The 13,879-nt window shown below is 62.1% G+C and carries 11 protein-coding genes; 2 read left to right on the forward strand and 9 right to left on the reverse strand.

Annotation, left to right across the window (positions count from 1 at the left end):
• Positions 1–97 precede the first annotated feature (97 nt).
• From SB659_RS06715 to SB659_RS06725, 3 genes are read right to left on the reverse strand one after another with little or no spacing between them, the layout of a single operon-like run.
• Positions 98–1,573, reverse strand: coding sequence for an SCO6880 family protein (locus SB659_RS06715; RefSeq protein WP_410549894.1), 1,476 nt, complete (start codon positions 1,571–1,573; stop codon positions 98–100).
• Entirely contained in the window at positions 1,566–2,981 is a 1,416-nt protein-coding gene (locus tag SB659_RS06720) for a type IV secretion system protein (protein ID WP_410549895.1), read from the reverse strand. The genes SB659_RS06715 and SB659_RS06720 overlap by 8 nt, the downstream gene beginning before the upstream one ends.
• Before the next feature lie 6 nt (positions 2,982–2,987).
• A complete protein-coding gene (locus SB659_RS06725) occupies positions 2,988–3,287 on the reverse strand; it encodes a hypothetical protein (RefSeq protein WP_050684098.1) in 300 nt (99 codons plus the stop codon).
• A 407-nt stretch (positions 3,288–3,694) separates the two neighbouring features.
• Between SB659_RS06725 and SB659_RS06730 the strand changes: the two genes are divergently transcribed.
• Entirely contained in the window at positions 3,695–5,194 is a 1,500-nt protein-coding gene (locus SB659_RS06730; protein ID WP_410549896.1) for an alpha/beta hydrolase domain-containing protein, read from the forward strand.
• An 851-nt stretch (positions 5,195–6,045) separates the two neighbouring features.
• Here SB659_RS06730 and SB659_RS06735 read toward each other — a convergent pair.
• The 5 genes from SB659_RS06735 to SB659_RS06755 all read right to left on the reverse strand — a co-directional run bounded on the left by SB659_RS06735 (position 6,046) and on the right by SB659_RS06755 (position 11,133).
• Positions 6,046–6,336: a hypothetical protein gene (locus SB659_RS06735; protein WP_410549897.1), complete on the reverse strand. Its 291-nt coding sequence runs from the start codon at positions 6,334–6,336 to the stop codon at positions 6,046–6,048.
• Entirely contained in the window at positions 6,333–7,412 is a 1,080-nt protein-coding gene (locus tag SB659_RS06740; protein WP_410549898.1) for a tartrate dehydrogenase, read from the reverse strand. Before SB659_RS06740 ends, SB659_RS06735 begins: the two co-directional genes overlap by 4 nt.
• Positions 7,413–7,442: 30 nt before the next feature.
• Positions 7,443–8,453, reverse strand: a complete 1,011-nt coding sequence (locus SB659_RS06745; protein WP_410549899.1) for a phosphoglycerate dehydrogenase — start codon at positions 8,451–8,453, stop codon at positions 7,443–7,445.
• 48 nt (positions 8,454–8,501) lie between these two features.
• Positions 8,502–9,872: a cation:dicarboxylate symporter family transporter gene (locus SB659_RS06750; RefSeq protein ID WP_410549900.1), complete on the reverse strand. Its 1,371-nt coding sequence runs from the start codon at positions 9,870–9,872 to the stop codon at positions 8,502–8,504.
• 94 nt (positions 9,873–9,966) lie between these two features.
• Entirely contained in the window at positions 9,967–11,133 is a 1,167-nt protein-coding gene (locus SB659_RS06755) for a mandelate racemase/muconate lactonizing enzyme family protein (RefSeq protein WP_410549901.1), read from the reverse strand.
• 222 nt (positions 11,134–11,355) lie between these two features.
• Between SB659_RS06755 and SB659_RS06760 the strand changes: the two genes are divergently transcribed.
• Positions 11,356–12,057: a GntR family transcriptional regulator gene (locus SB659_RS06760; RefSeq protein ID WP_410549902.1), complete on the forward strand. Its 702-nt coding sequence runs from the start codon at positions 11,356–11,358 to the stop codon at positions 12,055–12,057.
• Between the two features lie 132 nt (positions 12,058–12,189).
• Here the strand turns inward: SB659_RS06760 and SB659_RS06765 are convergent, their stop codons facing one another.
• The gene (locus SB659_RS06765; RefSeq protein ID WP_410549903.1) at positions 12,190–13,650 is read right to left on the reverse strand and encodes an MFS transporter; all 1,461 of its coding nucleotides are present in this window, start codon (positions 13,648–13,650) and stop codon (positions 12,190–12,192) included.
• Positions 13,651–13,879: the final 229 nt, after the last annotated feature.

The raw sequence follows: 13,879 nt of genomic DNA on the forward strand, positions 1-13,879 counted from the left end.
CTCGGCGCGGATCCACTTCTTTGCAGCGCTCGTTTGGCGTCTTTCCGCTCCGTGCGAGTGCCCGACGGCGTATAGGTCACCTCTTGGTTCTTGTTACTCATCGCACTCCCCTGCCCAAAGGGAGCCCACCGGCAATGAAAGCAGCCCACTGCTGGCCGGCCAGCAAACGCAGTTCAACGAATGCACCGGCAGCGGCAGACTCAAGTTCATGTCGATGCCGGGCTAAGTCCTCCAGCGACTCGGCCGTAATGGTGACGAAGGCTGCGGGTCTAACGTCTCCATGACCTGCAACAATTTCCTCTTCCCGTTGGGCAACCTCTTCTTCCTCGGCACGTTGTTCCCTAGTGGTCGGCCGATCGAAGCGTGCGTTAATCCGCCGTCGAGTTTCATGCGCTTCCTGCGCGGACCGGATGTCACGCAAGGCTTCGATAGTCGGTACAGCGCGAATCACCTGCGTTACCGTATGGCGGAAGTTCCCAACATAGACGAGCGGGTGCAGGAAGCCCGGATACACCTTCTGGCGCGGCCATTCAGCCACCCAGAAGGTCTGGTGGAACCCGGAATCTGTTCGAAGATAGGCCCAATGTTCGTCGACGGCCATAGGGCCAGAACCCTGCCGACCCGGCTCCTTGAACTCCTCGCGACGGTTTGCTTTGGCCGATCTGCGCGCGAGCGCTTCCGGGTCGAAGGCCCCGCGGAAGACGTCAAGGAGCGAGGACTCGGACAGCCACTCCTCGACCTTCACACCGTGCGTTGCCAACGATGTAGTAATTGCAGCAACTTCGAGACGCAGCACGCGCTCGATTCCATTCTTCCCGCCGCCGGACTCCTTGATCCGTCGTCGAGACTTCGATGTGTCCACGACCAACGACAACAACACATCGTGGCTCATCGCCGAACCCGCAGCCGAAATCAGGTCCTGATAAGCCACCTGCCCCCACGAACTGCGCTCGCCGTCTACTGCTGCGACGGTTCGATCGTAGAAATCCTGGAGCGCGGACGACGGGTAGGGAACCGTGTAGTCCTGGACAGCGATTCGGGCGATGTCCGATCGCTGGGCAAGCCCAGCTTGTACTCTGGACCACGCTTGCGCAGCCCAGGCTTTGTCGTCGTCGTCGAGCAACGCAAAGGATCGAGTGCTGCAGCGGAGCACTATGATGGCCTCTCTCCCCGGCGCATCAAGAATCACGCATTCACCGCGGGATAGCGGCTGGACTTTGAGGTTGCCCAGTCCTCCGGGCAAGGCGAGCTTTCCAGCCTTGATCGGTCGCTCCGGACGAACCAGATACCTGTTCTGCCCCACGACACTCCGCACGAAAAACAGGAAAATGAGGCTGCCCCAAATCGGATATGGAATCCGTGAGTATTGGAGCACTCCGATCAGAACAAGTGACAACCACAAGGGAGCTGTCACCACCAGACCGCCGGGGCCTCCCGTGGCTGAGGCAATAATCGCCATAAGGACACCAACGGCTACCAGTAGGAGCTGATACCACTTCAGCCCCATGAAGATCCCGCGGCGTTCGTATCTGGGAAACTTGACGGGTTCCAGTGCCCGCGATTCATCACTCATTGGACTTGTCTGGGGGTAGAGGCAGCGGCCTGTAGCTGTCTTTGTGTCTGATCGGCGGGAGCTCCGTCGAGGGCAAGGCGCTGTTTGGAGCTCGCACTTCTGGTGGGCGCGGGGGCAGCGTCTGGCCAACCCTTGATTTTGAGACTTGGCCGCCGGCAGCACGGTTGTTCGATGATGGACGCGTGGGGCCACCGGTGTCAGTGACCACTTGACCCATCACCACAGAAGTACTCGAATCGGAACTACCCGACGGCGACCCCTCCAAGAGGGCGTCATCCCCTCCCAAAGTGCGCACCTGCGTCGTACTTGAAAGGCTTTTCGGCAACGGAACAGGAGGCGGCAAAACTCTAGTGGGGATGTCCCGACGGCTAGATGGTATAGGCCGCGCAATTGATGAACGGGCGATCATGGACGCGATCGTCAAGCGACCACCGAGCTGGCGGCTAACCTGACGCGATGCAATGCTGCTACTGCGGGATAGAACGTGTCCGCCGCCGGCGTTCTGAGCCGCAGCCGCGAGCTCTCCACCCGCGAAACTGACAAGCCGAAGCGCCATCAAAGGCGCTCCGCAGGCCAGGACCATGCCGACAGTACCCGCGGCGAGCCCCGCGAAGGACTTCGAACCTGCAAACAGCTTGATGGCCGTCGCCAGGACGGTCGCTGCCAGCGGTTTGGCAAGAAGAAGTGCGACGACGATTTCGCACCACCGCCCAGACCACGCTTTGGACTTCTCCCACGGCAACATCATGAGGGCGACCGGTGCTAGTGCAGCGAGGACTGCGAGGGCGAAGGTCCGGAAAATCATGGAGCACATAAGGATGAACGCCAAAATCCAGACCACAACGACCGCCATGGCCGTAACGATCGCCCCAGCGACCGCTCCCCCTTGGTTACCGGGGGCCAACGCGACGACATTCCATTCGCGACCTGAGCCGGCGGCGGCGCGTTCGAAGCCGAAGAGCCGCATGAATACGACGTAGGGGTCTGTTCCGATCGACTCGAGAAGTGCAGCCGAGGCCTGGTCGCTGACTCGGGTCAGCTGACGGACGACGTACACGGCCGCAGCGACGAGAGGCACCGCCAGCGCTCCCCCGATCAGTGCCCGCAGGATTCGCCGTGGTTGCTGGCTGACCAGGCCGGATAGGAGCTGGATAATCATCACCACGACAAGCGGTGTCATCATGAAGGTGACCCACCAGTTGGTCAGGCCACCGATGGCCGCCCACTGCGAGTCGTCGACGTCAGAAACCGTGAAGGCGCCCGTGATGAAGCCCCACATCCATGACGCGATGTTTTGAAGGACGTTGGCGAAGATGGATGTGATGGAGCCCTGGATGCCGTCGTTCGCTTGTGAGACGAGCCCACAACCGGGTGGCCACCAACCGTTGAGGTCGCAATCAACAGGCATGGCAGCTCAGAAGCCGAGCGGGAACGCCGTCTGCGACCAGAGGATGTAGCCATTGATCCCGCCCAGGATGGCCGCAACCGGACCAGTCCACAGCAGAATCACGCCACCACCGGAAGCGAGCCTCGATGATTGGCTCAGTTTGCCGGCCAGGAGCATCGCCGCTCCGATGATCGCCACGATGGCTATGACGATGAAGGCCCCGACAAGGATGCCCCCGCCGATCTGCTTCAAGGACTCAAGAAAAGGGAAATTCGCGTTTGGTGTGATCCCGGGATCCACCGCTGCCAGTACCATCTGGTGCTCCATCCAGTCGTCTTCCAATGGAATGAGCTGATTGAGCTCACGACTTCATGGATGTGGAGCGTAGGAGCGACATGACGGCCGAACTCGCTTGCCCCAACCGAGCGAGATCCACGGATTGACCACGCTGGTTAAGAGCGCTCATACTCGCGTCGGGCTGACGACCCAGCGATTCAACGTGAAATCCAGAGTACACCTAGGCCTGCCCGCGTCGCCCTCCTAAAACCGCGACGTACCTGGCGTACATTCCCAAGTGAACGGCGTTGATTGCCGTGCCGGGCTCGGGCGGCCCCAACTTAAGTTTAAAGCCTGCGCAAGCCCGGCAAAGAAGCCGGACTCTTCCGCGGGACACAGGTCATTCAACAGCGAGCGTGCCCGTGGCGGCAGCAGCCTTTAGAAAGGAGCCCATTGGAATGTTGGATTTCAAACAATCCGAGGGGGAAGCAGTTGGAATGTTGGGTTTCAAACAATCCGAGGGGAAAGCCGGTCCGATCGAGGGTGGGCAGCACGGCTTCCCGTTTCTTGAAAGCGTGACGCCGCTCGCATCGCTGGGCTACAGCGAGGAAGAGTACTTCTTCTCCGGACAGGCAACGTCATACACGGCCTCGCAACCGCTCGGCACGAATGGTCGTTGGGAGGTGCGGCCCGCAGACACAATGCCGTACACGTCGCGGCTGCTCGTGCGGCGGCCCGCCGATCCGGCGAAGTTCAACGGCACCGTGATCGTCGAGTGGCTCAACGTCAGCTACGGCCACGACGTTGCAGTCTCGTGGACCCACTCGATCGATCATCTACTCCGTGAGGGCTACGCCTACGTCGGGGTGTCGGCGCAGGAGGCTGGCGTAGAGGGACTTCCCGTCGGCACCCCGGATCGCAACAACGGCGCTCTTAAGCTCTGGGACCCCGTTCGGTACGCACCGCTCGACCATCCCGGCGACAGCTTCTCGTACGACATCTTCACGCAAGCGGCGCGTGCGATTCGCGGCGACGACGGTGTCCGCCCGCTCGGGGAGCTTCGCGTCAAGCACCTCGTCGCCGTCGGCGCGTCTCAGTCGGGGATTCGCCTGAACACCTACATCAACGCGGTGCAGCCGCTGAAGAACGCCTACGACGGGTTCATCGTGCAGGTCGCGTTCGGCCTCGGCGCTCAGCTGTCCCAAGCGCCCCAGCCGGCCGTCTCGGCCCCAGACGCGTTCCAAGTCTTCGGCGTTGAGTATAGCCCGCTCTTCCTCCGAACGGATTTGCGTGTCCCGGTGCTCGTCATCGAATCCGAAACTGAAGTCCTTGGCTGGCCCCCGCTCGGCGACTCCTACCATCGCCGCCAGCCCGACACCGACCTGCTGCGCCGTTGGGAGATCGCCGGAGGCGCCCACGGCTCCGCGCAAGGTAACATGGTGTCCGTGGCCGACGTCGCCCACGCAGACCCGGCGCTCCCCGGTGCCGATGTCAGCGTCTTCCTTGAGTGCGCCAGGCCGATCAACAGGGGTCCGGTGACATACGTCTACAACGCCGGATACGAAGCAATGCGACGCTGGCTGGGGCCACATCCGATCGCTCCGACCTCAGCGCTTTTGGATGTCATCCCGGGCACCACCCTGACGGTGGAGAAGGACGCCGTAGGAAACGCGCTGGGGGGCGTACGGTCGACGTTGCTCGACGTGCCCACCGCCGTCTACAGCGGGACCAACAAGCCGGGCGCCTCCGGCGCCGGCAACCCCCTCGGCGGCAGCACCGTGCCGCTCGATGACGCCACGCTCCGCAGCCTGTATACGACCCACCAGGACTACGTTGAGAAGGTTGCAGCAAGCGCCCGTAAACTCGTCGACGAGGGCTTCCTCGTCCCTGATGACGCGACGCAGCTCACCCGCGAAGCCATGCGCTCTGACATCGGGTTTCCCGCAGGGCGACCATGAACCCGGCGCGTAACTACTTGCCTCTGGCAATAGCCCAGGTAGCTGGAGTGATGCATCCCTGAATGGCAGGCGTTTGGCTCTAGACGGTGGCCTCCACCCTTCCGATACAAAGGTGGAGGCCACCGTTTTTCGAACTGTAGGCCTAGGTACGCCACCCATATCGATCTGCACGAGATTGACGAATGGGTGGGGCTCTTCACTCAAGACGCGGTCTTCGACGAGAGAGAATTCGATAGTCCGTTGTTCTTCACCGGTAACGAATTTCGCCTCGTCGGAGGCGAGGTAGAGCATACCGTAGGCGGTGTCCGAAGCATCCCCGACATAGGGTGGCAGAGGAACGGCGTCGGTGTTCGCTGACCACCCGCCAGGTGCCGAGAAACAATATCCGAGGTGCGGCGATATGCACCATCACACTCGGTATAGACGGGGACAGCGGACAACGAAGAAGATGCTCGGAGTATCGGAAGCAGGATCGCAAGACTCGCCGTTACGTCCGGCATCAACGTTCTCGCCAACTCCCCCGGCCCCGAAGCGCTGTCGGAGCTCGTTACCGAGCCCGGTGCAAGGAGGCGCCTACGTGGAGTACTTGTTGGCCACCGCATCGCGCTCGTCCGACTTCCCGAAGGAACCGACTGGGACAGGCGGCGTCCCCCGAGGCCGTAGTTACTTCCTACACGACTGTCGTCGTGCATGGCCAGGGTAAGGAAGGCCACCGCGTCGGCGTCATCGGCCTCTGCGCACTGGAATGACAGGAGCGAGGATCGCCGCAGTGAAGGGCGCGACGGTCTACGGCGCCGAGCCCAAAGATGATTCTTGGGAGTTCGCTCGCCACCAGGGTCTCCAGAAGGTTGTCAAGGACGTGTCTGAGCGAGTCGGTCTTCGGCTACACTTGCTTCTGCACATACCTCGATCGCTCGTACGGTTCCGTACATGGTGCGTGGTTGTGCGGCGTCGCCTGCGATCCAGAGTGCTGTGGAATCTGCCATGGCATCATCGATGGTTCCGGTGCGGATGATTTGGCCGCGCTGGCGGATCTGGTCGGTCGCTCCGATAAGCCGGCGCCAATGGATGTATTCGCGGAGCATGATCCGCTCGCCGTAGGCTGGTGCCTGCTGTCTGCTGGAGCCGGTTGGTCGGGTCATGGTGAGGTGAGGGCTGCAGCCACTGCTTTGCCCAGTTCCTCGGTGGTGGAGTTGCCGCCCATATCAGGTGTGAGGGCTAGTTGCTCGTGGGCGAGCACGGTTTCCATGGCGGTGGTGATGGCGGCGGCGGCTTCGGGTTCTCCGAGGTGGTTGAGCATCATCGCGGCGCACCATATTTGCCCGATGGGGTTGGCGATGCCTTTGCCGGCGATGTCGGGGGCGGAGCCGTGGACGGGTTCGAAGAGGCTGGGGAACTTGCGTTCGGGGTTGATGTTGCCGCTGGGGGCGATGCCTATGGTTCCGGTGCAGGCCGGTCCGAGGTCGGAGAGGATGTCGCCGAAGAGGTTGCTGGCGACCACGACGTCGAACCAGTCGGGGTGCATGACGAAGTTCGCCGCGAGGATGTCGATGTGGTACTTGTCCACGTCGATTTCCGGGTAGGTGGCGGCCATGGCGTGCACGCGTTCGTCCCAGTAGGGCATGGTGATGGAGATGCCGTTGCTCTTGGTGGCTGAGGTGAGGTGTTTCTTGGGCCGGCTTTGAGCCAGGTCGAAGGCGTATTTGAGGATGCGGTCCACGCCGGTGCGGGTCATGACGGTTTCCTGGAGCACGGTTTCGCGGTCGGTGCCTTCGAAGATCTTTCCGCCGATGCTGGAGTATTCGCCTTCGGTGTTTTCGCGTACGACGTAGAAGTCGACATCGCCGGGGACCCTGCCGCTCAGGGGGCTTGGGACGCCGGGGAGGAGTTTGACCGGGCGGAGGCTGACGTATTGGTCGAAGTGGCGGCGGAACTGCAGAAGGCTGCCCCATAGCGAGATGTGGTCCGGGACCACATCGGGCCATCCGACGGCGCCGAAGAAGATGGAGTCGAACTGGTTCAGTTCCTCGAACCATCCGGCGGGGAGCATTTTGCCGTGCCGGGTGTAGTAGTCGGCCGAGGCGTAGTCGAAGTGCTCGTATTTGAGGTTTAGGTCGAAGGCTGAGGCTGCGGCGTCCAGGACGCGCAGCCCTTCGGGTACGACTTCGGTGCCGATTCCGTCGCCGGGAATGACTGCGATGCGGTGGGGTTTCGACATCTGGGTTTCCTTCTTGTCTTTGTTTCGGGGTTAGCGGTCGACCGGGTGTGCCGGTTCGCGGTTCTCAAGGACGTCGATGACGGCGTGCGCGGCCGCCAGGCCGGCCCGTGCCCGTGCCTCGATCGTTTGTCCGGCGAGGTGGGAGGTGATGAGCACATTCTCCAGGCCGCATAGGGGGCTGTCGCCGGGCAACGGTTCGCTCTCGAGCACGTCCAGCGCGGCGCCGGCGATGGTGCCGTCGGAGAGTGCCTTGGCCAGGGCCTCTTCATCCACGAGTGAGCCGCGGGCAGTGTTGATGAGCACTGCGGTGGGCTTCATCGCGTGCAGCCGGGGCGCGTCGATGAGCCAGTCGGTACCCTGGCCTGCGCGCGTGTGCAGGGAGAGGTAGTCGGCGTTGCGGATGACGGTGTCGAGATCTGTGAACAGTACCGCGGCATTTTCAGGGTCGCGGTGGGCGGTGCTGACCAGGACGTTCATGCCGAGGGCGGCACCCAGTTTTGCCGTGGCCCGTCCGCCGGGGCCATAGCCGATGATGCCCAGGGTGGATCCTCGCAGTTCATGGCCCGCTTCGCGGGGCCACTGGCCGTTACGGACGGCGGTGGTGACCTCCAAGAGGCGGCGTGCGGCCATGATGATCAGTCCGAGGGTCAGTTCGGCGACCGAGTGGTGGTTGGTTCCGGGGGCGTTGCAGACCCTGATTCCCTGTCCGGCGGCGGCCTGGACGTCGATGGAGTCGTACCCCACGCCGCTGCGGGCGATGACTTTCAGCGACGTGGCATGTGCGAGCATGTCGGCGGTGACCGGTTCGCTGGCGAGGATCGCGCCGGACATGCCGTCGAACAACGAGCGACGTCCCGCAAGAGGCCTCGGGCCGCGGGCTGGCGAATGGACGGGCTCCAGTCCGTGGCCTCGGAGGAGCTGGTCCACGGCGTCTCCGGGGTGGAGGTAGTCGGTGGTGATCAGGATACGGGCAGCCATGGTGCGAGTGGGTTCCTCTTTTTGCTGTGCGGATGCGCGGCCGTCTGCGGTTGTACGGTTCATGCTGTTAGGGCCGCCGCGTAGTGCGCGGCGGCCCTGCGTGATGCGGTGTTAGTGGACCTCGACCTTGTCCGCTTCTACGGAGGCCGGTGTCTTTGACTCGATGGCAGGTTTTTTCTGACCGGAGGCGTGCAGGGTTTTGCGGGCTTGTTCCGGGTCGAAGTCCCTCTCCCATTTGCCGATCACGACGGCCGCGAGGACGTTGCCGATGACGTTGATGAAGACGCGGCCTTCGTTGAGGAGCCGGTCGACGCCGACAATAAGGGCAAGTGCAGCGGTGGGGATGCCGCTTACGGCTCCGAGGGAGCCGGCCAGGACGATGAAGGCCCCGCCCGTGACGCCTGCGGTGCCCTTGCTGGAGATCATCATGATGCCCACCATGGCCAGTTGTTGTTCCCTTGAGAGGTGGATTCCAACAGCCTGGGCCAGGAACACGGAGGCCATGGTCAGGTAGATCGCGGATCCGTCGAGGTTGAAGGAGAACGCGGACGGGATGACGATGCCAACGGTGGGCTTGCCGACGCCCATGTTTTCGAGCTTCTTCATCACCTGCGGGAGCACGGCCTCGCTTGAGCACGTGGCGAGGGCGATCAGGAGTTCGTCTTTGAAGTAGCGCATGACCGTGAAGATGTTCAGTCCGCAGGACTTGGCAATGATGCCCAGGACCACGAGGACGTAGACGATGCAGGTAAGGGTAAAGAGCAGGATGAGGTACCCGAGTTGCTGAAGGCTGATGAACCCGTATTTGGCAACGACGGCGGCGAGGGCGCCAAAGGTGCCGAAGGGCGCGAGCCGCATGAGCCAGCCAACGATCCTGAACACCACCGTGGACAGGGCCCGGATGCCGCTGGTGAGCACGGCACCTGATTCACCCGAGAGGTTCAGGGCTGCACCGAAGACGATGGAAACCAGGAGCGCGGCCGGGATGGCGCTGCCTGTCAGGGCGCCGAAGAATGAGGTGGGGATCAGGCTTGTGACGAACTCGAGGCCGTCAAAGCTCTTGCCGGCGCCCGGGATCTTGTCGCCGTTCAGCTTGGAGACGTCGATGTTCATGCCGTCGCCGGGGTGGAAGACGTTGGCGACGACGAGGCCGATGAGCATCGAGATGAGCGAGAGAACAATGAAGTAGCCAAGGGCCTTGATGCCGATGCGCCCTGCCTTGGGCAGGCTGTCCATGGAGGCGACACCGAGGGTCACGACGCAGAAGACGACCAGGATGATGATCATCTTTACGAGTGCGATGAACCAATCGCTCAAGGGGGTGAGTTGTTGGCCGACTGACGGCAGGAGGAAACCGACGAGGATTCCGAGGACTCCGCCGAGGAGCACCTGGAACCAGAGTTCACGCAGTAGCTGGCCGAACCGGGATCGCTGCTTGGGCGGGGCGGAATGTTGCGGGTTCTGCATGGTGTGGGATGACATCTTGGGTGCTCCTTTGCACGACAGACAGTGAAAGCTGGAGGGGTGCGGTCCCGGGCAGTGGCGCTGCCCGGGACCGGGGCACTACCGGATTGGTTTAGTTGTGCAGTTCGCGCAGGACTTTGTAGAACTCGGCCTTGTCTTCGAGGCCGATGCCGGGCAGGTCGCCGGGGGCTACGCGGCTGTTGACGATGACGGCGTCGTCGGTGAAGCCGCCGGTGGGCTGGAACTCGCCCGGGTAGGATTCGTTGCCGCCGAGCTTGAGGGCTGCGGCGATGTGCAGCGAGAACTGGTGTCCGCCGTGGGGGATGCAGCGGCGGGAAGACCAGCCGTGCTGGGCGAGCATGTCCTGGATTCGGCGGTATTCGGTCAGGCCGTAGCTCAGCGCCGGGTCGACCTGGATGAAGTCGCGGTCCGGGCGCATCCCGCCGTAACGGACCAGGTTCCGTGCGTCCTGGAGCGAGAACAGGTTCTCTCCGGTGGCGATCGGGTTCCTGTAGTGCTCGGAGAGAGTGGCGTTCAGGGCGTAGTCCAGCGGGTCGCCGACTTCCTCGTACCAGAACAAACCGTACTGGTCGATGGCTTTGCCGTATTCCAGTGCCGTCTCCAGGTCGAACTTGCCGTTGACGTCCACCATCAGGCGGGAAGCGTCACCGTCGAGGACCTCGATCACGGCTTCGATGCGGCGGAGGTCCTCGGCCAGGTCGGCCCCGCCGATCTTCATTTTGACCACGTTGTAACCCTTGGCGAGGAAGCCGCGCATTTCGTTCTGCAGGTCCTCGAGGCTCTTGCCCGGGGCGTAGTAGCCACCGGCTGCGTAAACGAAGACGTCCTTGTCCGGGTTGCCGTCACCGTAGTGGTCCGAGATCCACCGGTACAGCGGGACGCCGGCGATCTTCGCGGCAAGATCATGCAGGGCCATGTCGGCCACGCCGACGGCGACCGAGCGTTCGCCGTGTCCGCCGGGCTTCTCGTTGGACATCATCAGGTCCCACGCCTTCTCCGGCGAGAGCTGGCCGTCCTCATCGAGAAGGTCCTCGGACGGAGCATCCATGATGCGCGGAAGAATGCGGTCCTTCAGGATGCCTGTCGCGTTGTAGCGGCCGTTGGAGTTGAAGCCGTAGCCAACCAGCGGTTTTCCGTCGACGAACACGTCGGAGACGAGCGCGATGATCGTGCAGTCCATCTTGGTGAAGTCAATAAAAGCGTTCCGGATGGAGGAACTGATGGGGATGGTGCCGACGTGGGCGGAAACGATTTTCATCTTTGAATTTCTCCTGAGGGGTGGTCTTATTTCTTATAAGGTGCGGGTTGAGGACAACCCGAGATGGCGAGGGCAGCAGCCCTTCGAACGAATATCTTATAAGAACTGACTCAAGGCTAGCGGCGGGTGACGGGGCACACAAGTCTTAGGACGGAATTTCTTATAAGATGTCTCAAGGGAGCGAGGCGGCCCCCATCTTCAGTAAGAGATTTGGAGCGTCAGATGAGCACCACGAACGTCTTTTCCAGTAAGGGCAGTCTGGCGTACAGCGAACTCCGCCAACTGATCCTCTCGGGCGGCCTTGCCCCCGGCTCACGCGTCTCCCAATACGAACTGGCGGACAACATGCAGATGAGCATCACTCCCCTGCGGGAAGCGATCCGCCGACTCTCAAGCGAGGGCCTGATCATCATGGATACCCACCGGGACTCCCGTGTGGCTGACGTGAGCGCTTCCGAGGCCCGCGAGCTGCTGGAGGTCCGCCTCTCGCTGGAGCCGTCAGCGACCGAGTTGGCGGCACACCGCAGGACCGAAGCTGACATCGTCGCCATCCGGACTGCAGCGGAGAAACTACTGCCTGTCACCAGGGTCTGGGGCGAGGACGCCATCACGGCACACCGCGAATTCCACCGGGCCGTCTACACCGCCTCGCACAACGCCAGCATGATCAAGCTCCTGGATGACCTGTGGGACAAGTCAGACCGCTACCGCCGCCTCGGCCTGGAACTTCCATCAGGTGATGAACCCCGGACCATCGACCTGAACCAGCACCACCAGATTTTTGAACTCGTAGCCGCCGGCGATGGTCCCGGCGCAGCCGAACTCGCCCGCACCCACGTCGCCAACAGCCTCACAGCCTCAGTAACCGGAGCCCTGCAGGAACGCGAGAACGTCCAGTCGGTAACCATAGAGAAAACCGCCTAGTACCCTGCGCCGACAGATTTCCTCCGGTCATCACGACGCCGGCCACTGTCACCGTATGGGCTGCTAATAGATCGACGGAACATCGGCGGCGGTCCGATTCGACAAGTTCACAGATCTACAGAGCCAAGGATTCTAACCATGCGCGGAGGCCGCACCGGTCTCGACCGATGCCTCAAGGGTGTTGCCCTTGGCTTCGACCGCGGGCATCGCGATAACGGCGACTACGGTGAGTATGGCACTGATCAGTACGGCCACGAAGACAGCAGTAGTCGCAGACACAATTGTGTGCGGGTCAGAATCGCCGCCGGGGACGCCGGCATATATCGAGTTAGCTACTGCCCCGAAAACGGCGACGCCGATGGAGCTTCCAATCGAACGGGCGAAGAGATTAGTACCCGTGACGACGCCGCGCTCATTCCATGCGACGCTTGACTGGGCGGCAATGAGGATCGGGGTCGCTACCAGCCCCAGTCCCAGTCCGACGACGAAACAACACGCCGCCACAACTGGAACGTTGGGGGAAGAGGCCGTGAGCGTAAGGATGGATGTACCGATGACTGCGACCATGACACCGATGAGTGCCGTCCTCCGATAGCCAATCCGGAAATAGAACCGGCCAGCCTGTGAAGCACTGATCGGCCAGCCGATGGTCAATGCTGCCAGGGCGAGCCCTGCCAGAACCGGGGAGGTCGAGAGGGATCCTAAGAGGAACGTGGGCACGTAGGAAGTAAGACCGAACATGATTGCACCGATGCCGAAAGAAATCATCGACGTCGTGGCCAGCAGACGCCGGGACACTACCCACGGCGGCAGCACCGGCTCTGCTGCCCTCCTCTCGACCAGAACGAACACCGCGAACAGGAGCGCCCCGACTCCAAACACGGAGATGCTGGTGAGGGAGTTCCAAGCCCATGCCACGCCGCCCTCGAGAGCCCCGAGGATCAGCAGGCTAAGGGAAAGAGTTAGCAGTACCGCCCCTAAATAGTCCACCCGGTGCTTGGCGCGCTCGATACGTTCGTGGAACGCTCGGATCAGCATCCACCCGGCCAGGAGGCAGAGCGGGATGTTTAGAAGGAAGATCCCACGCCAGATGCCGAGCGACGCGAACAAGCCGCCTAAGGTTGGGCCCGCGACTGACGAAAGTGCCCACACGCTGGCAAGGTAGCCTTGCACCTTAGCCCGTTCAGTCGGCGTGTAGATGTCGCCGACGATAGTCATCGCCGTCGGCAGGACTGCTCCGGCACCCAGGCCCTGCAGCACGCGGAACGCAATGAGGGCCGGCATGCTCCAGGCCACTCCGCAAAGGATCGAGCCGAGCAGGAAAAGAGTGATACCGCTAAGAATTATCGGTTTACGGCCAACGACGTCCGAGAGTTTCGCGTATACGGGCACGGAGACAGCCTGCGCCAACAAATAAGCCGAGAAAAGCCACGGAAAAGATGTGAAGCCCCCAACATCTTGCACGATCGAAGGTACGGCCGTCGCCACAATCGTCGAATCAATCGCCACGAGGCCAGACGAAACCATCAGGGCAATAAGGATGGGCCCCCGCCGGGACCGAAACCCGACACCGTCGACAGTCGCCGTCGTCACAACCAGTTCACTTTCTCCAGGGTTGTGCCGTACGGTACTTTTTCGCTCAAGCTGACGGTAAAGGTCTCTGGGCTGCTACGCGTCACCAGCATGCCCTGCCTCCGCAGTTTTACGTTTTTTAGAAGCTTTCCAACGGCATTATCGAGCCGATGCTCCAATTCGGAGCGTCGCTGGATTGTCAATGTAATGGAATTTTCGGAACTGTAGTCCATTGCCGTCGAATACCTTC

This window comes from Arthrobacter sp. SIMBA_036 (assembly GCF_046535135.1).
Taxonomy (GTDB): Bacteria; Actinomycetota; Actinomycetes; order Actinomycetales; family Micrococcaceae; genus Arthrobacter.

Excerpts from the sequence above, each read along its gene's own strand:
- SB659_RS06715 (WP_410549894.1), bottom strand. The coding sequence starts at position 1,573 with ATGAGTGATGAATCGCGGGCACTGGAACCCGTCAAGTTTCCCAGATAC.
- SB659_RS06720 (WP_410549895.1), bottom strand. The coding sequence starts at position 2,981 with ATGCCTGTTGATTGCGACCTCAACGGTTGGTGGCCACCCGGTTGTGGG.
- SB659_RS06725 (WP_050684098.1), bottom strand. The coding sequence starts at position 3,287 with ATGGAGCACCAGATGGTACTGGCAGCGGTGGATCCCGGGATCACACCA.
- SB659_RS06730 (WP_410549896.1), top strand. The coding sequence starts at position 3,695 with ATGTTGGATTTCAAACAATCCGAGGGGGAAGCAGTTGGAATGTTGGGT.
- SB659_RS06735 (WP_410549897.1), bottom strand. The coding sequence starts at position 6,336 with ATGACCCGACCAACCGGCTCCAGCAGACAGCAGGCACCAGCCTACGGC.
- SB659_RS06740 (WP_410549898.1), bottom strand. The coding sequence starts at position 7,412 with ATGTCGAAACCCCACCGCATCGCAGTCATTCCCGGCGACGGAATCGGC.
- SB659_RS06745 (WP_410549899.1), bottom strand. The coding sequence starts at position 8,453 with ATGAACCGTACAACCGCAGACGGCCGCGCATCCGCACAGCAAAAAGAG.
- SB659_RS06750 (WP_410549900.1), bottom strand. The coding sequence starts at position 9,872 with ATGTCATCCCACACCATGCAGAACCCGCAACATTCCGCCCCGCCCAAG.
- SB659_RS06755 (WP_410549901.1), bottom strand. The coding sequence starts at position 11,133 with ATGAAAATCGTTTCCGCCCACGTCGGCACCATCCCCATCAGTTCCTCC.
- SB659_RS06760 (WP_410549902.1), top strand. The coding sequence starts at position 11,356 with ATGAGCACCACGAACGTCTTTTCCAGTAAGGGCAGTCTGGCGTACAGC.